This is a genomic window from Mycolicibacterium grossiae, assembly GCF_008329645.1.
Lineage (GTDB): Bacteria > Actinomycetota > Actinomycetes > Mycobacteriales > Mycobacteriaceae > Mycobacterium > Mycobacterium grossiae.
Genome location: NZ_CP043474.1, coordinates 2,364,670 through 2,383,042 on the forward strand (window position 1 = coordinate 2,364,670; position 18,373 = coordinate 2,383,042).

The 18,373-nt window shown below is 69.7% G+C and carries 20 protein-coding genes; 16 read left to right on the forward strand and 4 right to left on the reverse strand.

What is annotated here, in order from left to right; translation table 11 throughout:
- Positions 1–49 precede the first annotated feature (49 nt).
- Genes FZ046_RS11225 through FZ046_RS11240 form a run of 4 tightly spaced genes read left to right on the forward strand, consistent with a single transcriptional unit; the run spans position 50 to position 4,138 of the window.
- On the forward strand, positions 50–1,687 hold the full coding sequence (locus FZ046_RS11225) for an acyl-CoA dehydrogenase family protein (RefSeq protein ID WP_070352561.1): 1,638 nt from the start codon (positions 50–52) through the stop codon (positions 1,685–1,687).
- Positions 1,684–2,622, forward strand: a complete 939-nt coding sequence (locus FZ046_RS11230; protein WP_070352560.1) for a crotonase/enoyl-CoA hydratase family protein — start codon at positions 1,684–1,686, stop codon at positions 2,620–2,622. The genes FZ046_RS11225 and FZ046_RS11230 overlap by 4 nt, the downstream gene beginning before the upstream one ends.
- A gap of 23 nt (positions 2,623–2,645) precedes the next feature.
- Complete coding sequence (locus FZ046_RS11235) at positions 2,646–3,359, forward strand: PaaX family transcriptional regulator C-terminal domain-containing protein (protein ID WP_070352578.1); 714 nt, start codon at positions 2,646–2,648, stop codon at positions 3,357–3,359.
- A gap of 53 nt (positions 3,360–3,412) precedes the next feature.
- A complete protein-coding gene (locus tag FZ046_RS11240) occupies positions 3,413–4,138 on the forward strand; it encodes a crotonase/enoyl-CoA hydratase family protein (RefSeq protein WP_246183029.1) in 726 nt (241 codons plus the stop codon).
- Here the strand turns inward: FZ046_RS11240 and FZ046_RS11245 are convergent, their stop codons facing one another.
- Together FZ046_RS11245 and FZ046_RS11250 are read right to left on the reverse strand one after the other, a co-directional pair.
- On the reverse strand, positions 4,139–4,549 hold the full coding sequence (locus FZ046_RS11245; protein ID WP_070352559.1) for a DUF3060 domain-containing protein: 411 nt from the start codon (positions 4,547–4,549) through the stop codon (positions 4,139–4,141).
- A gap of 52 nt (positions 4,550–4,601) precedes the next feature.
- Positions 4,602–4,985 (reverse strand): DUF3060 domain-containing protein, encoded by a 384-nt coding sequence (locus FZ046_RS11250; protein WP_070352558.1) that lies wholly within the window; start codon positions 4,983–4,985, stop codon positions 4,602–4,604.
- Between the two features lie 147 nt (positions 4,986–5,132).
- Between FZ046_RS11250 and FZ046_RS11255 the strand changes: the two genes are divergently transcribed.
- From FZ046_RS11255 to FZ046_RS11300, 10 genes are all read left to right on the forward strand, one after another.
- A complete protein-coding gene (locus tag FZ046_RS11255; RefSeq protein WP_176749526.1) occupies positions 5,133–5,669 on the forward strand; it encodes a DUF3558 domain-containing protein in 537 nt (178 codons plus the stop codon).
- Positions 5,669–6,178 (forward strand): DUF3558 domain-containing protein, encoded by a 510-nt coding sequence (locus FZ046_RS11260; RefSeq protein WP_070352576.1) that lies wholly within the window; start codon positions 5,669–5,671, stop codon positions 6,176–6,178. Before FZ046_RS11255 ends, FZ046_RS11260 begins: the two co-directional genes overlap by 1 nt.
- An 82-nt stretch (positions 6,179–6,260) precedes the next feature.
- A complete protein-coding gene (locus FZ046_RS11265) occupies positions 6,261–6,872 on the forward strand; it encodes a TetR/AcrR family transcriptional regulator (RefSeq protein ID WP_070352557.1) in 612 nt (203 codons plus the stop codon).
- A 423-nt stretch (positions 6,873–7,295) separates the two neighbouring features.
- Positions 7,296–7,670, forward strand: a complete 375-nt coding sequence (gene rpsL / locus FZ046_RS11270; protein ID WP_019514018.1) for a 30S ribosomal protein S12 — start codon at positions 7,296–7,298, stop codon at positions 7,668–7,670.
- Positions 7,670–8,140 (forward strand): 30S ribosomal protein S7, encoded by a 471-nt coding sequence (gene rpsG, locus FZ046_RS11275; protein WP_059101330.1) that lies wholly within the window; start codon positions 7,670–7,672, stop codon positions 8,138–8,140. Before rpsL ends, rpsG begins: the two co-directional genes overlap by 1 nt.
- A gap of 100 nt (positions 8,141–8,240) precedes the next feature.
- A complete protein-coding gene (gene fusA, locus FZ046_RS11280; RefSeq protein ID WP_099045870.1) occupies positions 8,241–10,346 on the forward strand; it encodes an elongation factor G in 2,106 nt (701 codons plus the stop codon).
- Positions 10,347–10,448: 102 nt separating this feature from the next.
- Positions 10,449–11,639 carry an elongation factor Tu gene (gene tuf / locus FZ046_RS11285; RefSeq protein ID WP_070352555.1) on the forward strand — a complete coding sequence of 397 codons (1,191 nt, stop codon included), beginning with the start codon at positions 10,449–10,451 and terminating at the stop codon, positions 11,637–11,639.
- A 126-nt stretch (positions 11,640–11,765) separates the two neighbouring features.
- Complete coding sequence (locus FZ046_RS11290) at positions 11,766–12,545, forward strand: PP2C family protein-serine/threonine phosphatase (RefSeq protein ID WP_083298138.1); 780 nt, start codon at positions 11,766–11,768, stop codon at positions 12,543–12,545.
- Positions 12,546–12,663: 118 nt separating this feature from the next.
- The gene (locus tag FZ046_RS11295) at positions 12,664–13,515 is read left to right on the forward strand and encodes an SHOCT domain-containing protein (RefSeq protein WP_070352554.1); all 852 of its coding nucleotides are present in this window, start codon (positions 12,664–12,666) and stop codon (positions 13,513–13,515) included.
- 69 nt (positions 13,516–13,584) lie between these two features.
- Complete coding sequence (locus tag FZ046_RS11300) at positions 13,585–14,439, forward strand: mycofactocin-coupled SDR family oxidoreductase (protein ID WP_070352553.1); 855 nt, start codon at positions 13,585–13,587, stop codon at positions 14,437–14,439.
- Between the two features lie 12 nt (positions 14,440–14,451).
- Here the strand turns inward: FZ046_RS11300 and rocD are convergent, their stop codons facing one another.
- Positions 14,452–15,729, reverse strand: coding sequence for an ornithine--oxo-acid transaminase (rocD, locus tag FZ046_RS11305; protein WP_070352552.1), 1,278 nt, complete (start codon positions 15,727–15,729; stop codon positions 14,452–14,454).
- Positions 15,726–16,586, reverse strand: coding sequence for a dimethylargininase (ddaH, locus tag FZ046_RS11310; protein ID WP_070352551.1), 861 nt, complete (start codon positions 16,584–16,586; stop codon positions 15,726–15,728). Before ddaH ends, rocD begins: the two co-directional genes overlap by 4 nt.
- A gap of 121 nt (positions 16,587–16,707) precedes the next feature.
- Here ddaH and FZ046_RS11315 point away from each other — a divergent pair, with 121 nt between their 5' ends.
- On the forward strand, positions 16,708–17,154 hold the full coding sequence (locus FZ046_RS11315; protein WP_070352574.1) for an Rv2324 family transcriptional regulator: 447 nt from the start codon (positions 16,708–16,710) through the stop codon (positions 17,152–17,154).
- A 3-nt stretch (positions 17,155–17,157) separates the two neighbouring features.
- Positions 17,158–18,372: an NAD(P)/FAD-dependent oxidoreductase gene (locus tag FZ046_RS11320; RefSeq protein ID WP_407664458.1), complete on the forward strand. Its 1,215-nt coding sequence runs from the start codon at positions 17,158–17,160 to the stop codon at positions 18,370–18,372.
- Position 18,373 lies beyond the last annotated feature (1 nt).

The following is an 18,373-nucleotide window of genomic DNA, read 5'->3' on the forward strand; positions in this document are numbered from 1 at the left end:
GCCGTGTTACGCATCTTGTGCGATTGTCGAAGAAATGTAACAGTGAGGCATGGCCGATACGCACGTCGTCACCAATCAGGTTCCGCCGCTGGAGGACTACAACCCCGCGACGTCCGCCGTCCTCACCGAGGCGCTCATCCGCGAGGGCGGCGAGTGGGGCCTCGACGAGGTGACCGAGCTGGGCGCGCTGTCGGGGTCGCGTCGCGCGCAGCGCTGGGGTGAACTCGCCGACCGCAACCGGCCGGTGCTGCACACCCACGACCGCTACGGCCATCGCGTCGACGAGATCGACTACGACCCGGCCTACCACGAACTGATGACCGTCGCCGTCGGCCACGGCCTGCACGCCGCGCCGTGGGCCGACGACCGCCCCGGCGCGCACGTCGTCCGCGCCGCGAAGACCTCGGTGTGGACGCCCGAACCGGGGCACGTCTGCCCGATCTCGATGACCTACGCCGTGGTGCCGGCCCTGCGGGCCAACGCCGCGCTGGCCGAGACCTACGAGCCGCTGCTCACCAGCCGTACCTACGACCCCGAGCTGAAGGTGCCCACGTCGAAGGCCGGCATCACCGCGGGCATGTCGATGACGGAGAAGCAGGGCGGCTCCGACGTCCGCGCCGGGACCACCGAGGCGATCGACAACGGCGACGGGACCTACACGCTGCGCGGACACAAGTGGTTCACCTCGGCACCGATGTCGGACGTGTTCCTGGTGCTGGCCCAGGCCCCGGGCGGGCTGAGCTGCTTCTTCCTGCCGCGGGTGCTGCCCGACGGAACCCGCAACCGGATGTTCCTGCAGCGCCTCAAGGACAAGCTCGGCAACCACGCCAACGCCTCCAGCGAGGTGGAGTACGACGGCGCGACCGCGTGGCTGGTGGGGGAGGAGGGCCGCGGCGTTCCGACGATCATCGAGATGGTCAACCTCACCCGCCTGGACTGCACGTTGGGCAGCGCCACAAGCATGCGCACCGGGCTGGCCCGCGCCACCCATCACGCCCAGCACCGCAAGGCGTTCGGCGCATACCTGATCGACCAGCCGCTGATGCGCAACGTGCTCGCCGACCTCGCGGTGGAGGCCGAGGCCGCGACGATGCTCGCGATGCGCATGGCCGGTGCCACCGACGCCGCGGTCCGCGGCGACCAGCGCGAGACGCTGCTGCGCCGCATCGGGCTGGCCGCCGCCAAGTACTGGGTCTGCAAGCGCGCGACCCCGCACGCGGCGGAGGCCATGGAATGTCTCGGCGGCAACGGCTACGTCGAGGACTCCGGCATGCCCCGGCTGTACCGCGAGGCGCCGCTGATGGGCATCTGGGAGGGCTCGGGCAACGTCAGCGCACTGGATACGTTGCGCGCCATGGTTACTCGGCCCGAGTGCATCGACGTGCTGTTCGACGAGCTGTCGGCCACGGCAGGCCAGGACGCCCGCCTCGACGCCCACGTGAGCGGGCTGCGGCAGTCACTCGGTGACATGGCCGACCCGGCGGCCGTGCAGTACCGCGCCCGCCAGACCGCCGAGGACATCTCGCTGGCGCTGCAGGGTGCGCTGCTGGTGCGCCACGGTCATCCGGCGGTGGCCGAGGCGTTCCTCGCGAGCCGGCTCGGTGGCCAGTGGGGCGGTGCATTCGGCACGCTGCCCGTGGGCCTCGACCTGGCGCCGATCATCGAGCGCGCGCTGGTGAAGGGATGACGCACGCGATCCGGCCGGTCGACTTCGACGACCTGAAGACCATGACCTATGAGGTGACCGACCGGGTCGCCCGCATCACCTTCAACCGCCCGGAGAAGGGCAACGCGATCGTCGCGGACACGCCGCTCGAACTGTCGGCGCTCGTCGAACGTGCCGACCTCGACCCGAACGTGCACGTGATCCTGGTGTCGGGGCGCGGCGAGGGGTTCTGCGCGGGCTTCGACCTGTCGGCCTACGCCGAGGGGTCGTCGTCGGCGGGCGGCGGCAATCCCTACCGGGACACCGTGCTCTCGGGCCGGGTGCAGGGCACCAACCACCTGCCCGACCGGCCGTGGGACCCGATGATCGACTACCAGATGATGAGCCGCTTCGTGCGGGGCTTCTCGAGCCTCATGCACTGCGACAAGCCGACGGTGGTCAAGATCCACGGCTACTGCGTGGCCGGCGGGACCGACATCGCGCTGCACGCCGACCAGGTGATCGCGGCCGCCGACGCCAAGATCGGCTATCCGCCGATGCGGGTCTGGGGTGTGCCGGCCGCGGGGTTGTGGGCGCACCGGCTCGGCGACCAGCGCGCCAAGCGGCTGCTGTTCACCGGCGACTGCATCTCCGGTGCCCAGGCCGCCGAGTGGGGCCTGGCCGTCGAGGCCCCGGAGCCGACGGACCTCGACGAGCGCACCGAACGCCTCGTCGCCCGCATCGCCGCGATGCCGGTCAACCAGCTCATCATGGCCAAGCTCGCGCTGAACACCGCGCTGCTGCAGCAGGGCGTGGCGACCAGCCGGATGGTCAGCACGGTGTTCGACGGCGTCGCGCGGCACACGCCCGAGGGGCACGCCTTCGTCGCCGAGGCGCGCGAGCACGGCTTCCGGGAAGCCGTCCGCAGCCGCGACGAGCCCTACGGCGACGCGGGGCGCCGCACGTCCGGGGTGTGAGCGTGGCCCGCTCGCTGACGCGCATGACCGCCCGGTCGGTGGTCCTGAGCGTCCTGCTGGGCGCGCATCCCGCGTGGGCGTCGGCGAGCGACCTGGTCCGTCTCACCGCCGACTTCGACATCCGCGAACCGACGCTGCGGGTGGCGCTGACCCGGATGGTCAGCGCCGGTGACCTGGTGCGCTCGGCCGACGGGTATCGGCTCTCCGACCGCCTGCTGGCCCGGCAGCGCCGGCAGGACGACGCGCTCGACCCGCAGCTGCGGCCGTGGGACGGCAGGTGGACCATGGTGGTCGTGACCAGCGTCGGCGACGGTGCCCGCACCCGCGCCGACACGCGAACGGCGTTGTCGGCGAAGCGGTTCGGTGAGCTGCGGGAGGGCGTCTGGTTGCGGCCGGCGAACCTCGACGTGAACCTCACCGGCCCGCTGGCCGGCCGGGTGCGGGTACTCGATTGCCGCGACGAGGACCCCGGCGACCTCGCCGTGCGGCTCTGGGATCTCGCCGGCTGGGCCGGCACCGGGCGACGCCTGCTCGCCGAGATGTCCGGTGCGACGGCGGTTCCCGACCGCTTCGTCACCGCAGCCGGCATCGTGCGGCATCTGCTCACCGATCCGGTGCTGCCCGGCGAGCTGCTGCCGCCGGACTGGCCGGGCGCCGCCCTGCGGGCGGCCTACCACGACTTCGCCGCCGAACTGGTCGCGCGGCGCGACGAGACACGACAGATGGAGACGACGTGACCGAACCCCAGGGCTCCCGCGGCGGTGTGCGCGTCGAACGCTCCGGCGCGGTGATGACCGTCATCATGAACCGCCCCGAGGCGCGCAACGCGGTCAACGGCCCGGCCGCCGCCGAACTGCACGCGGCGTTCGAGGCCTTCGACGCCGACGACTCCGCGTCGGTGGCCGTGCTGTGGGGCGACAACGGAACCTTCTGCGCCGGTGCCGATCTCAAGGCCTTCGGCACCCCGGACATGAACCCCGCGCACCGCACCGGGCCGGGGCCGATGGGGCCCACCCGGATGGTGCTGTCCAAGCCGGTGATCGCGGCGGTGAGCGGCTACGCCGTCGCGGGCGGTCTGGAACTGGCGCTGTGGTGCGACCTCCGGGTGGTGGAGTCCGACGCCGTCTTCGGCGTGTTCTGCCGCCGATGGGGCGTGCCGCTCATCGACGGCGGCACGGTTCGGCTGCCGCGCCTGATCGGGCACGGCCGTGCCATGGACCTCATCCTCACCGGCCGCCCGGTCGACGCGAAGGAGGCACTCGACATCGGGCTGGCCAGCCGCGTCGTGGCACCCGGGCAGGCGCGTGCGGCCGCCGAGGCGCTCGCCGCCGAACTCGCGGCGCTGCCGCAGCTGTGCCTGCGCAACGACCGGATGTCGGCGCTGGGGCAGTGGGGGCTCTCCGAGGCCGAGGCGATCGACGCCGAGTTCGCCAGCCTGCACCGCGTCTCGGCCGAATCACTCTCGGGGGCACGGCGTTTCGCCGACGGCGCCGGGCGGCACGGCGCCAAGGCGTGATCAGCCCTTCGTGACCGTGTTCCCCGAGCCACGGTCCTCGACCTTGGGGTCGCCGTCGCGGTAGGTCACGGTGTTGTTCAGGCCCACCACGCTGAGGCTGTCCTCGACCCGGTCCAGGGTGATCTTGTTGTCGGCGCCGCCGATGTTGACGCTGGCGCACGAGCCCTTGATGGTCAGCGTGTTGTTCGAGCCGCCGACGTTGAGCGACTTGCCGTCCGCGCAGTCGATGTCGGCCGTGGTGCCGAACGACCCGTAGTTGATCGTGTTGCCGATCTCGACCTGGGCGCCCGACGATCCGGCGGTCGCCGACGGCGTCGTCGTGTCCGAACTCTTGGCACCGCATCCGACGAGCCCCAAGGCCGCGGCGGTGATTCCCGTCGCGGCGAGCAGCATCCGGGTCTCGGCGCGCATGCGTGCCCCCTCGAGTGGTCGTCGGTGGCGTCAATTCGACGCCGCCGACAGACTACGCGGGAACGCGGTCGATGCGGTTCACCATGCCGAGCTCGCGTCCGCGGTCCCATACCGACGGCTCGCCGGAGTGGTAGTAGACGGTCTGGTCGGTGCCGTACACGACGATGTCGTGCACCACGTTGTCTACGATGATCACGTTCGCGGAGCCCTGCACGGCCACCGCCCAGCAGGATCCCTTGGCGGTGACGTAGTTGCCGGTGCCGGTGACGAACAGCGTCGAATCGTTGCAGTCGAGCGTCTGGTTGATGCCTTGGCCGGTGACGTGGGTGTCGCCGTTCTTCGCCTGGGCGACCGGTGCGCCTGCGGCCGCCGCGGCCAGCGCAGCCGCCGAGATCACCGCGGCCGTCGTCCGTCGCCGTCCTCGCGCGTCGCCCATCGTGCACCCCTGCCCGTCGCGTGCCCGGCCGGATCGGACGGGCAATTCCCGCAGCCTACGTCGCCCGTGCAGTGCTGCGTCGGGGTTCGCCGGACACCCGCTTCGGATCCGTCGCCCGCACCCGCCGTGCTGGGTAGCGTGTGCACGATGCGACGGCGGCGACCACGGGTGACCACGGCCGTGGCGGTGTGCCTGCCGCTGGTCGCCGCGGCGTGCGCGCAGACCGTCGGCGGCGAGGCGCAGCGCGCCCGGCCCGGCGCGCCCGACCCCGACCGCAGCTACGGCTACGTCGACGACCGGTGCGGGTTGCTGCAGGACGACACCGTCGCGGAGTTGCTGGCGGCCGACGACGTGGTCCGGCCGTACAGCGGCGCGGTGTGCCAGTACGTGTTGACGCGCGGTGACGGCCTCGTCGACGTCGTGTTCAGCTGGTTCGAATCCGGGACGCTGGACCGGGAACGCGCGCTGGCCAGCGAGCGCGGTGCCCGCGTCACCGATACCGACGTCGAACGGCACTCGGCGTTCACCGCGGCGGCCTCCGGCGGCGCGGGCGCGTGCTCGGCCACCGCGGCGGCCGGGACCGGTGTCGTCAGCTGGTGGGTGCAGTACCGGCCGGTGGGTGGCTCCGACGCCTGCGCGGCCGCCGAGAAGTTGTTGGCGGCCACGCTGTCGTCGGACATGTGATGCCGCCGCGGACCGTGGTGGGCGTGCTCGCGGCCGCCGCTCTCCTCGCCGGCTGCGGACCCCACGCCGACGACGAGGCGGCATCGGCGTCGGGCCCCGGCTACCGTGCGGCGGAGTGCAACGGCGTGACCGACGCCGACGTGACCCGCGTCGTCGGCACGACGCTGTTCACCCGCGTCGTCGACGGCGAGGCCGGCTGCTTCTGGCAGGAAAACACCGCCATTGGGTCGTTCGGCGTCGGCATGGGCATCTCGACGTGGTGGTACCGCGGCAGCGACCTGGACACCGAGCGCCGCCTCGAGCGCGACGTCGGCCGGCAACTCACCGAGTTGACCATGGCGGGCAACGCCGGCTTCTCCGCCGCCGACGACAACGCCTGCAGCGTCTACGTCGCCAAGGGCGCCGACGTGGTCACCTGGTCGATCCAGACGATGAACCCGGCGATGCTGCCCGACCTGTGTACGGTGGCGACCCAACTCGCCCAACTGAGCCAGGACCGGATGAACTGACCGGCGCGGCGTTAGAGTCATTCGTCAGACGAGTGGGCAGCAGTCCGCCACACACGTCCCCCGACCGAAGGACGCGACCGCGATGGCAGCTCGACCGGAGTCGGTCGCCGCGGGCGGTCGGCAAAAGGGTGCGGTGCGCACCACCAAGCTCAGCCGCGACGCGATCGTCAACGCCGCGCTGTCGTTCCTGGACCGCGAGGGCTGGGATGCGCTGACCATCAACGCGCTCGCCACGCAGCTCGGCACCAAGGGGCCGTCGCTGTACAACCACGTGCACAGCCTCGACGACCTGCGCAGAACCGTGCGGATGCGGGTCATCGACGACATCATCGGCATGCTCAACACCGTGGGGCAGGGGCGTACCCGCGACGACGCCGTCGTCACCATGGCGAGCGCCTACCGCAGCTACGCCCACCACCATCCCGGCCGCTACTCCGCCTTCACCCGCATGCCGCTGGGCGGCGACGATCCCGAGTACACCGCTGCCACCCGCGCCGCGGCCGGACCGGTCATCGCGGTGCTCGTCTCCTACGGGCTCGACGGCGAGAACGCGTTCTACTCGGCGCTGGAGTTCTGGTCGGCCCTGCACGGCTTCGTGTTGCTGGAGATGACGGGCGTCATGGACGACATCGACACCGATGCCGTCTTCACCGACATGGTGCTGCGGCTGGCCTCGGGCATGGAACGCCGCTGAGCGCTTGCGCGAAGCGCAGACTTCTCCGCTGAGCGCTTGCGCGAAGCGCAGACTTCTCCGCTGAGTGCTTGCGCGAAGCGAAGAGCTGTCCCGCTGAGCAGCGGTCCTGCTCTACCCGGTGACCTGCACCGACGGCACCGGCTAGACTCGCTTGCGGGTACCGCTGTCGCGCTTTGACCTGCGCCATGGCAGACGGGTATCGTGGTCGCTCGTGCCTGGCCAAGGCGCAGGCGGTCGCACCACCAGCCGCAGGCACACCTGACCGCCGGGCCCATTCGCATGTCCACCGCGCATCGACGAATCGATGGGCGAGCGCGTGCGACACGCCCGGTCGCGGGGTAAGCGTCGGGGCGGAAACCGCAGTACAGAGACTTGAACACACCGAAGATCGAGCAGTAACGAAGCAACACAGAAAGCCGGTACATGCCAACCATCAACCAGCTGGTCCGCAAGGGCCGCCGCGACAAGGTAGCCAAGGTCAAGACCGCGGCGCTGAAGGGCAGCCCGCAGCGCCGTGGCGTGTGCACCCGCGTGTACACCACCACCCCGAAGAAGCCGAACTCGGCGCTTCGCAAGGTGGCGCGCGTGAGGCTGACCAGCGCGGTCGAGGTCACCGCCTACATCCCCGGCGAGGGCCACAACCTGCAGGAGCACTCGATGGTGCTGGTGCGCGGCGGCCGTGTGAAGGACCTGCCGGGTGTGCGCTACAAGATCATCCGCGGCTCGCTCGACACCCAGGGTGTGAAGAACCGCAAGCAGGCCCGCAGCCGCTACGGCGCGAAGAAGGAGAAGAGCTGATGCCTCGCAAGGGACCCGCGCCCAAGCGCCCGTTGGTCAACGACCCCGTCTACGGGTCGCAGCTGGTCACCCAGCTGGTCAACAAGGTGCTGCTGGATGGGAAGAAATCGCTGGCCGAGCGCATTGTCTATGGTGCGCTCGAACAGGCCCGCGACAAGACCGGCACCGATCCGGTCGTCACCCTCAAGCGTGCGATGGACAACGTCAAGCCCGCTCTCGAGGTCCGCAGCCGCCGCGTCGGTGGCGCCACCTACCAGGTCCCGGTCGAGGTCCGTCCGGACCGCTCGGTGACCCTCGCGCTGCGCTGGCTGGTGAGCTTCTCCAAGCAGCGTCGCGAGAAGACGATGATCGAGCGCCTGGCGAACGAGATCCTCGACGCCAGCAACGGCCTGGGTGCCGCCGTCAAGCGACGCGAGGACACCCACAAGATGGCCGAGGCGAACCGGGCCTTCGCGCACTACCGCTGGTGACCGCGTCGCCCCGCGCGCGGAGCCGCGGAGCGGCGACCTTCGGCAGAGCCGCCGGGGCGTACACGAGAACAGCAACTACCAAGCGAAAGAGATGACTTCTGTGGCACAGAAGGACGTGCTGACCGACCTGACCAAGGTCCGCAACATCGGCATCATGGCGCACATCGACGCCGGCAAGACGACGACGACCGAGCGCATCCTCTACTACACCGGTATCAGCTACAAGATCGGCGAGGTGCACGACGGCGCCGCGACGATGGACTGGATGGAGCAGGAGCAGGAGCGGGGGATCACCATCACCTCCGCAGCCACGACGTGCTTCTGGAACGACAACCAGATCAACATCATCGACACCCCGGGTCACGTCGACTTCACCGTCGAGGTGGAGCGCTCGCTACGCGTGCTCGACGGTGCCGTCGCCGTCTTCGACGGCAAGGAGGGCGTCGAGCCCCAGTCCGAGCAGGTGTGGCGCCAGGCCGACAAGTACGACGTGCCGCGCATCTGCTTCGTCAACAAGATGGACAAGATCGGCGCCGATTTCTACTTCTCGGTGCGGACCATGGAGGAGCGCCTCGGCGCCAACGTGATCCCGATCCAGATCCCGATCGGCTCCGAAGGGGACTTCGCGGGCGTCGTCGACCTGGTCGAGATGAAGGCCAAGGTCTGGAGCGCCGAGGCCAAGCTCGGCGAGAAGTACGACACCGTCGACATCCCGGCCGACCTGGCCGAGAAGGCCGACGAGTACCGCACGAAGCTGCTCGAGGCCGTCGCCGAGACCGACGACGCGCTGATGGAGAAGTACTTCGGCGGCGAAGAGCTGACAGTCGAGGAGATCAAGGCCGCGCTGCGCAAGCTGACGATCAGCTCCGAGGCGTACCTGGTGCTCTGCGGATCGGCGTTCAAGAACAAGGGCGTGCAGCCCATGCTCGACGCCGTCATCGACTACCTGCCGTCGCCGCTCGACGTCCCGCCGGCCGAGGGCCACGTCCCCGGCAAGGAGGACGAGCTGATCACGCGCAAGCCGTCCACCGAGGAGCCGTTCTCGGCGCTCGCGTTCAAGGTCGCGACGCACCCGTTCTTCGGCAAGCTGACCTACGTCCGGGTGTACTCCGGCCGGGTCGACTCCGGCTCGCAGGTCATCAACTCGACCAAGGGCAAGAAGGAGCGGCTGGGCAAGCTGTTCCAGATGCACTCCAATAAGGAGAACCCGGTCGAGACCGCGTCGGCGGGCCACATCTATGCCGTGATCGGTCTGAAGGACACCACCACCGGTGACACCCTGAGCGATCCGAACCACCAGATCGTCCTCGAGTCGATGACGTTCCCGGATCCGGTCATCGAGGTGGCCATCGAGCCGAAGACCAAGAGCGACCAGGAGAAGCTGGGCACGGCCATCCAGAAGCTGGCCGAAGAGGACCCGACCTTCAAGGTGCACCTGGACCAGGACACCGGCCAGACCGTCATCGGCGGCATGGGCGAGCTGCACCTCGACATCCTCGTCGACCGCATGCGGCGCGAGTTCAAGGTCGAGGCCAACGTCGGCAAGCCGCAGGTGGCGTACCGCGAGACGATCCGTCGTCCCGCGCAGAACGTCGAGTTCACCCACAAGAAGCAGACGGGTGGCTCGGGCCAGTTCGCGAAGGTCATCATCAACCTCGAGCCGTTCGTCGGCGAGGACGGTGCCACCTACGAGTTCGAGAACAAGGTCACCGGTGGCCGCATCCCGCGCGAGTACATCCCCTCGGTGGATGCGGGCGCGCAGGACGCCATGCAGTACGGCGTGCTGGCCGGCTACCCGCTGGTCAACGTCAAGGTGACGCTGCTCGACGGCGCCTACCACGACGTCGACTCGTCGGAAATGGCCTTCAAGGTCGCAGGTTCGCAGGTGTTGAAGAAGGCCGCGCAGGCTGCGCAGCCGGTCATCCTGGAGCCCATCATGGCCGTCGAGGTCACCACGCCCGAGGACTACATGGGCGACGTGATCGGCGACCTGAACTCCCGCCGTGGCCAGATCCAGGCCATGGAGGAGCGCAGCGGTGCGCGCGTCGTCAAGGCGCAGGTGCCGCTGTCGGAGATGTTCGGCTACGTCGGCGACCTCCGGTCGAAGACCCAGGGCCGGGCCAACTACTCCATGGTGTTCGACTCGTACGCCGAGGTTCCGGCGAACGTGTCGAAGGAGATCATCGCGAAGGCCACCGGGCAGTAGCCCGGTTGCCTCGCGGCGAACCACAACTGCAAAAATCTCAACAGCAACAGCGATCAACCCTGCTTAAGTAAGAGCACCAACACAGTCCAGGAGGACACCACAGTGGCGAAGGCGAAGTTCGAGCGGACGAAGCCGCACGTCAACATCGGGACCATCGGTCACGTTGACCACGGCAAGACCACGCTGACGGCAGCAATCACCAAGGTTCTGCACGACAAGTACCCCGACCTGAACGAGTCGCGCGCATTCGACCAGATCGACAATGCGCCCGAGGAGCGTCAGCGCGGTATCACGATCAACATCTCCCACGTGGAGTACCAGACCGACAAGCGTCACTACGCCCACGTCGACGCCCCCGGTCACGCTGACTACATCAAGAACATGATCACCGGTGCCGCCCAGATGGACGGCGCGATCCTGGTGGTCGCCGCCACCGACGGCCCGATGCCCCAGACGCGCGAGCACGTGCTGCTGGCTCGCCAGGTCGGCGTGCCCTACATCCTGGTCGCGCTGAACAAGTCCGACATGGTGGACGACGAGGAGCTGCTCGAGCTCGTCGAGATGGAGGTCCGCGAACTGCTGGCCGCCCAGGACTTCGACGAGGACGCCCCGGTCGTCAAGGTGTCGGCGCTCAAGGCCCTCGAGGGCGACCCGCAGTGGGTCAAGTCCGTCGAGGACCTCATGGAGGCCGTGGACGAGTCCATCCCGGACCCGGTCCGCGAGACCGACAAGCCGTTCCTGATGCCCGTCGAGGACGTCTTCACGATCACCGGCCGCGGCACCGTGGTCACCGGTCGTGTCGAGCGCGGCGTGATCAACGTGAACGAGGAAGTCGAGATCGTCGGCATCCGCCCGACCACCACCAAGACCACGGTCACCGGTGTCGAGATGTTCCGCAAGCTGCTCGACCAGGGTCAGGCCGGCGACAACGTCGGTCTGCTGGTCCGCGGCATCAAGCGCGAGGACGTCGAGCGCGGCCAGGTCGTCGTGAAGCCCGGCACCACCACGCCGCACACCGAGTTCGAGGGCAGCGTCTACATCCTGTCCAAGGACGAGGGCGGTCGCCACACGCCGTTCTTCAACAACTACCGTCCGCAGTTCTACTTCCGCACCACGGACGTGACCGGCGTCGTGACGCTGCCCGAGGGCACCGAGATGGTCATGCCCGGTGACAACACCGACATCTCCGTCAAGCTGATCCAGCCCGTCGCCATGGACGAGGGCCTGCGGTTCGCCATCCGCGAGGGTGGTCGTACCGTCGGCGCCGGCCGCGTGACGAAGATCAACAAGTAAGTTCGGCTGCACGAAGCGGCGTCCACCTCCGGGTGGGCGCCGCTTTCGCGTGCCACGGGTGGTTCGCCCGTCCCGCGTGACGCGGAGCCGCTACGCTGCGCAGACCACCGCAACGGGAGGACCCGCATGGGCGAACCGGCCACGTCGGCCGACGACGGCGCACCCGGGGCGCTGGGTCCGTCGGGCGCGCGGTTCACCGTCCGCGCCTTCACCGACGTGGGCCTGCGCCGGCGCCGCAACGAGGACGCCGCGCTGGTGGGCGGCTGGCTCTGCCAGGCGCAGGAGGGCTCGCTCGTCACCATGGACTTCACGCCGTCGCCACCATTCGTGTGCGCCGTGGCCGACGGGATGGGCGGGCACGCCGGCGGTGACATCGCCAGCCGGGTCGCGTTGAGCGCCATCAGCGTCGACTACCGGCAGTGGCGCAGCGAAGCCGACGTGTCCCGCGCGCTGGGCGAGGTCAACGAGCAGGTACGCGCCGTCGGTGAGGAGGCGGACCTGCGGGGACTGGGCACCACGGTCGCCGGGTTGTGCTTCCTCGGTGACGGCCTGCTGGCCTTCAACGTCGGCGACAGCCGGATCTACGGCATCGCCGACGGCGTACCGACGCAGCTCTCGGTCGACGACTCGGTGTTCGACACCAATGGCAGGCCGACCAACGTGATCACCCAGTCGTTGGGACAGCCCGCGCCGATCCGTCCGCACGTGCTGGAACTGCCGTTGCGCGAGGGCACCTACCTGCTGTGCTCCGACGGCGTCAGCGGCCTGATGTCCGACGAGGAACTGCGCGCGACGGTCGCCTCGGCGGACCGTGCCGAGTGGGGCCGGCGCATCGTCGACACCGTGCGCGCCAACGGCGCCGACGACAACTTCACCTTCCTGATCGTGGACGTCGCCGCGCACTGATCCCCGCCCCTGTCGTATACCGCCCCACCGATTCCCGCAGAGTTGGGATCGGTAGGCGCCGTCCGGTTCTACTCTGACCTCGTCAAGTCGGCGGGTCGGACGAACGGAGCGTGGGGCGATGGTGTGGCGGTACGTGAAGGCGCAGCTGATGGTGCTGCTGTGCGGTGGCCTGGTGGGCCCGATCTTCCTGGCGGTGTTCTTCGCACTCGGTCAGGACGACCTGCTGAAATGGATGTTCTGGGTCGGTCTGCTCGTCACCGCCATCGACGTCCTCGTCGCGCTGGCGCTGGCCGGCTACGGCGCGCGGGCCGACGCGAAGACCACGATGCTGGAGACCGACGGCGTCATCGCGCTGGCGCAGGTCACCGGCATCGCCGAGACCCACACCCGGATCAACGATCAACCGCTGGTGCGTCTGACGCTGCGCATCGAGGGACCGGGGCTCGCGCCGTTCGAGACGCAGGACTCCGTGGTGGCTTCCGTGAGCCGGCTGCCGATGATCACGTCCCGCAGGCTGGTGGCCCTGGTGAACCCGGCCACCCAGGACTACCAGATCGACTGGAACAGAAGCGCTCTGGTGAGCGGGCTGATGCCGGCGCAGTTCACGCTGTCCGACGACAACCGCACCTACGACCTCACCGGCCAGGCTGCGCCGCTGCTGGAGATCATGCGGATCCTCAAGGCGCACGGCATCCCGATGGACGGTTCGATCGACATCCGCTCGAATCCAGCCGTGCGCCAGCAGGTGATGGCGGTCGTCCGCCATGCCGCCACGCAACAGGCGCCGGCCCCGGCGCCGGCCGGTGCTCCCGCCGGGGCGGCAACCGCGCCGCCGGCCGCGCCGCCGGTGACCACCCCGTCGGTGTCGACGTCGCAGCGACTGCAGGAACTGGAGACGCTGCGCGCGACCGGCGCGATCTCGGAATCCGAGTACGCCGCCAAACGGCAGCAGATCATCGCCGACCTCTGAGCGGACAGTACTAGAACACGTTCCAATTCGACTGCTAGCCTGTGGCCGGGCATGACGAAAGGACCGGCGATGGCGGCAGGCAACGGAACCCTCGAGGGACGGGTGGCATTCGTCACCGGTGCGGCACGTGGCCAGGGGCGGGCCCATGCGATCCGGCTCGCTCAGGAGGGCGCCGACGTCATCGCGATCGACATCTGCGGGCCCGTCTCCGACACCATCACCTACCCGTCGGCGACGCCGGAGGAACTGGCCGAGACGGTGGCGGCCGTCGAGGCGACCGGGCGCAAGGCGCTCGCCCGCGAGGTCGACATCCGCGACCTGCCCGCGCTGCAGCAGGTGGTCGCCGACGGTGTCGAGCAGTTCGGCCGGCTCGACGTGCTGGTGGCCAACGCCGGCGTGCTCAGCTGGGGACGCATGTTCGAGATGTCGCCCGAGCAGTGGGACACCGTCATCGACGTCAACCTCAACGGCACCTGGCGCACCGTGCGCGCCGTCGTGCCCGCGATGATCGAGGCCGACAACGGTGGGTCCATCATCATCGTCAGCTCGTCGGCCGGGCTGAAGGCGACGCCCGGCAACGGCCACTATTCGGCGTCGAAGTTTGGGCTCACCGCCATCACGAACGCGCTGGCGCTCGAAGTCGGCGAGTACGGCATCCGCGTCAACTCGATCCACCCGTACTCCATCAACACGCCCATGGTCGAACCCGAGGCCATGATGGAGGTCTTCAAGAAGTACCCGACGTTCCTGCACAGCTTCTCGCCGATGCCGCTCAAGCCGCGCGACCACGACGGCAAGCCCGGACTGCAGGAATTCATGACGCCCGAGGAGGTCTCGGACGTCGTCGCGTGGCTCGCCGCCGACGGCTCGGCCACCATCTCCGGATCGCAGATCGCCGTCGACCGCGGCACGATGAAGTACTGATCGGTCCTGCAGCTACGACGCGACGCTCGACTTCCTCGCAGAGACGTTCGCCTGAGTCAGCTCGCCGAGCACGGCCGCGAACTGGTCCACCGCCCAGTCGATCTCGTCGGCGGTGATCACCAGTGGCGGCGCGAAGCGCAGCGTCGACCCGTGCGTGTCCTTGACCAGGACGCCGTGGGCGGCCAACCGTAGGCTGACCTCCTTGCCCGAGCCGAGCCGCGGGTCGACGTCCACGCCGGCCCACAGCCCGCGGCCGCGCACGGCCAGGACGCCGTGACCGATCAGCGTTCGCAGCCGTGCGTGCAGCCGCTCGCCGAGACGCGTTGCGCGATCCTGGAACTCACCGGTGGCGAGCATGGCCACCACGGTGCTGCCGATCGCCGCGGCGAGCGGATTGCCGCCGAACGTGGAACCGTGCTCACCGGGGTGCAGCACGCCCAGCACGTCCCAGTCGGCCACCACGGCCGACAGCGGCAGCACGCCGCCGCCGAGCGCCTTGCCGAGCAGGTAGACGTCGGGTCGGACGTCCCAGTGGTCGCAGGCGAAGGTCCGTCCGGTGCGGGCCAGCCCGGACTGGATCTCGTCTGCGATGAACAGCACGTTGCGGTCGGTGCAGATGCGGCGCACGCGCGGCAGGAAGTCGTCGGGCGGCACGATGATGCCGGCCTCGCCCTGGATCGGCTCCAGCAGGACGGCGACGGTGCGCTCGTCGATCGCCGCGGCCAAAGCGTCGGCGTCACCGAACGGCACCGCCCGGAAGCCGGGGGTGTAGGGGCCGAAGCCGCGCCGCGCGGTGTCGTCGTCGGAGAAGCTGATGATCGTGGTGGTGCGGCCGTGGAAGTTGCCGTGCGCCACCACGACGTTGCCCTCCCCGGCGGGGACGCCCTTGACGTCGGTGCCCCACTTGCGGGCCACCTTGAGGCCGCTCTCGACGGCCTCGGCGCCGCTGTTCATCGGCAGCACCGCGTCCTTGCCGCAGAGCTCCGCCAGCGCGCGGCAGAACGGTCCGAGCCGGTCGGAGTGGAAGGCCCGGCTCACCAGCGTCACCGCGTCGAGCTGCGCGTGCGCGGCCACGATGACGGCGGGGTGGCGGTGGCCGAAGTTCACCGCCGAGTAGGCGGCCAGGCAGTCCAGGTAGCGCCGGCCCTCCACGTCGGTGATCCACGCACCGTCGGCCGAAGCGGCGACCACGGGCAGCGGTGCGTAGTTGTGGGCGGCGTAGCGGTCGTCGGTCGCGATCGCCGCCGCGGTGGCCGCGCCGGGGGCGGCCACGTCGTCGAGCACCGTCATCGGTACACCTCCATCGTGCAGCACTTCACCGAGCCGCCACCCTTGAGCAGCTCGGACAGGTCCACGCCGATCGGGACGAACCCCGCGTCGGCGAGTTGGGTGGCGAAACCCGTTGCCGCGGACGGCAATACGACGTGCCGGCCGTCGGACACCGCGTTGAGTCCCAGCACGTCGGCGTCGGCGTCGGCGACCTCGATGGCCGAGGGGAACAGCGTCCGAAGCACCATGCGGGATTCCCAATCGAAGGCCGGCGGGTAGTAGGCGACGGTGTCGTCGTCGAGGACCGCGAGCGCGGTGTCGAGGTGGTAGAAGCGCGGATCGACGAGCCGCAGGCTCACCACCGGCAGACCCAGCGCGGCGGCCACCTCGTCGTGGGCGGCGCGGTGCGTACGGAAGCCGTGACCGGCCAGCACGATCCGGCCGGCGATCAGCAGGTCGCCCTGTCCCTCGTTGACGTGGACGGTGTGGGCGAGGTCGAAGCCGCGGGCGGCGAGGAAGTCGGCCCAGGCGGCGGCCTCGGGTGCCCGCTGGGCGAAGGCGAAGCGCGCGACGACGGCCCGCCGGCCGTCGGCGTCCTCGACCGCCAGGGCGCCGTTGGCGGCGAAGACCATGTCGGGCAGGCCGGCGACGGGGTCGACGAGTTCGACGGTGTGCCCGAGGGATTCGTAGGTGTCGTGCAGTGTCCGCCACTGCCGCAGCGCGAGGTCGACGTCGACGGGCGTGGTCGGGTCCATCCACGGATTGATGGCGTACTGCACCGCGAAGTGGGTGGGGGCGGTCATCGCGTAGTGCCGCAGCCGTGCCCGCCGAACCGGCGCCGGGTCGACGTCGAACGGCGTGACCTCGGAGATCGTCATGCCATGACGATATGGAGGGCCCGCGGCGCAAGCAATCGCCACTCATTGCGTGTCGACCGCCGAACCGTTGCGCTCATGGGCAGAATACGGTGATTCGTTGCGCTGAGTGAAGGGTGTCGCCGTGGACCGTCTCGACGAGACCGACGAGGCGATCCTCGTCGAGCTGACCGACCATGCCCGGGCGACCTTCGCCGAGATCGGCCAGCGGGTGAACCTCTCGGCGCCCGCGGTCAAGCGCCGCGTCGATCGCATGCTCGACGCCGGGGTCATTCGAGGCTTCACCACGGTGGTGGACCGCAACGCCGTCGGCTGGACCACCGAGGCCTACGTGCAGGTGTTCTGCCACGGCACCATCGCGCCGGACGAACTCCGTCGAGCGTGGGCCGACATCCCCGAGGTGATCAGCGCCGCGACGGTCACCGGCACCGCCGACGCCATGCTGCACGTGCTGGCCCGCGACATGCGCCATCTCGAGGAGGCGCTCGAGCGCATCCGGGCGAGTGCGGACGTCGAGCGCAGCGAGAGCATCGTGGTGCTGTCGAACCTCATCGAGCGCGCGCGACCGTGAAGGGTGGCGCGCAACACTTGGGGCGCATCGTGTAAGAAAGCCCACGTGACTACAAGCGCAGGCATCGTCATCGTCGGTGGGGGACTGGCCGCCGCGCGGACGGCCGAACAGCTCCGGCGCGCCGACTTCTCCGGTGCCATCACGATCGTCAGCGACGAGGAGCACCTGCCCTACGACCGGCCGCCGCTGTCGAAGGACGTGCTGCGCGGCGAGGTCGACGACGTGCTGCTCAAGCCGGCCGAGTTCTACGCCGACAACGACATCACCCTGCGCCTGGGCTCCGCCGCGACCGCGCTGGACACCGACGCCCGGACGGTGACGCTCGCCAACGGCGAGGTGGTCGGCTACGACGAACTCGTCATCGCGACCGGTCTGCAACCCAAGCGCATCCCGTCGCTGCCCGACCTCGACGGCGTGCGGGTGCTGCGGACGCTCGACGAGAGCCTGGCGCTGCGGCAGCACGCCGGTTCGGTGCGCCGCGCCGTCGTCATCGGCGCCGGGTTCATCGGGTGCGAGGTGGCCGCGAGCCTGCGCAAGCTCGGCGCCGAGGTGACCATCGTCGAACCGCAGCCCGCCCCGCTCGCGTCGGTGCTCGGCCGCCAGATCGGCGAGCTGGTGGCCCGCCTGCACCGCGACGAGGGCGTCGACGTGCGGTGCGGCGTCGGCGTCTCCGGCGTCAGCGGCGAGGAACACGTCGAGAAGGTGCAGCTGTCTGACGGCACCGAACTCGACGCCGACGTGGTGGTGGTCGGCATCGGCTCCCGGCCCTCGACCGACTGGCTCGAGGGCAGCGGCGTCGAGGTGGACAACGGCGTCATCTGCGACGTGCATGGCCGCACCTCGATGCCCAACGTGTGGGCCATCGGCGATGTCGCGTCCTGGCAGGACGCGTCGGGACACCAGGTGCGCGTGGAGCATTGGAGCAACGTGGCCGAGCAGGCCCGCGTCATCGTGCCGGCGATGCTCGGCGGCGACGCACCGGACGTCGTCGTGGTGCCGTACTTCTGGAGCGACCAGTACGACGTCAAGATTCAATGCCTGGGGGAGCCGGAGGCCGACGACGTCGTGCACCTCGTCGAGGACGACGGCCGCAAGTTCCTGGCCTACTACGAGCGCGACGGCGTCGTGGTGGGCGTGGTCGGCGGCGGCATGCCCGGCAAGGTGATGAAGGCCCGCGCCAAGATCGCCCGCGGCGCCCCCATCTCCGACGTCCTCTAGA

What these genes read in the sequence shown, in the direction of transcription:
- rpsL (WP_019514018.1), top strand. Translation starts at nt 7,296, where the DNA reads ATGCCAACCATCAACCAGCTGGTCCGCAAGGGCCGCCGCGACAAGGTA.
- FZ046_RS11230 (WP_070352560.1), top strand. Translation starts at nt 1,684, where the DNA reads ATGACGCACGCGATCCGGCCGGTCGACTTCGACGACCTGAAGACCATG.
- rocD (WP_070352552.1), bottom strand. Translation starts at nt 15,729, where the DNA reads ATGACGGTGCTCGACGACGTGGCCGCCCCCGGCGCGGCCACCGCGGCG.
- FZ046_RS11240 (WP_246183029.1), top strand. Translation starts at nt 3,413, where the DNA reads ATGACCGTCATCATGAACCGCCCCGAGGCGCGCAACGCGGTCAACGGC.
- ddaH (WP_070352551.1), bottom strand. Translation starts at nt 16,586, where the DNA reads ATGACGATCTCCGAGGTCACGCCGTTCGACGTCGACCCGGCGCCGGTT.
- FZ046_RS11290 (WP_083298138.1), top strand. Translation starts at nt 11,766, where the DNA reads ATGGGCGAACCGGCCACGTCGGCCGACGACGGCGCACCCGGGGCGCTG.
- FZ046_RS11260 (WP_070352576.1), top strand. Translation starts at nt 5,669, where the DNA reads ATGCCGCCGCGGACCGTGGTGGGCGTGCTCGCGGCCGCCGCTCTCCTC.
- FZ046_RS11235 (WP_070352578.1), top strand. Translation starts at nt 2,646, where the DNA reads ATGACCGCCCGGTCGGTGGTCCTGAGCGTCCTGCTGGGCGCGCATCCC.
- FZ046_RS11255 (WP_176749526.1), top strand. Translation starts at nt 5,133, where the DNA reads ATGCGACGGCGGCGACCACGGGTGACCACGGCCGTGGCGGTGTGCCTG.
- rpsG (WP_059101330.1), top strand. Translation starts at nt 7,670, where the DNA reads ATGCCTCGCAAGGGACCCGCGCCCAAGCGCCCGTTGGTCAACGACCCC.
- FZ046_RS11245 (WP_070352559.1), bottom strand. Translation starts at nt 4,549, where the DNA reads ATGCGCGCCGAGACCCGGATGCTGCTCGCCGCGACGGGAATCACCGCC.
- FZ046_RS11265 (WP_070352557.1), top strand. Translation starts at nt 6,261, where the DNA reads ATGGCAGCTCGACCGGAGTCGGTCGCCGCGGGCGGTCGGCAAAAGGGT.
- FZ046_RS11250 (WP_070352558.1), bottom strand. Translation starts at nt 4,985, where the DNA reads ATGGGCGACGCGCGAGGACGGCGACGGACGACGGCCGCGGTGATCTCG.
- FZ046_RS11300 (WP_070352553.1), top strand. Translation starts at nt 13,585, where the DNA reads ATGGCGGCAGGCAACGGAACCCTCGAGGGACGGGTGGCATTCGTCACC.
- FZ046_RS11225 (WP_070352561.1), top strand. Translation starts at nt 50, where the DNA reads ATGGCCGATACGCACGTCGTCACCAATCAGGTTCCGCCGCTGGAGGAC.
- FZ046_RS11295 (WP_070352554.1), top strand. Translation starts at nt 12,664, where the DNA reads ATGGTGTGGCGGTACGTGAAGGCGCAGCTGATGGTGCTGCTGTGCGGT.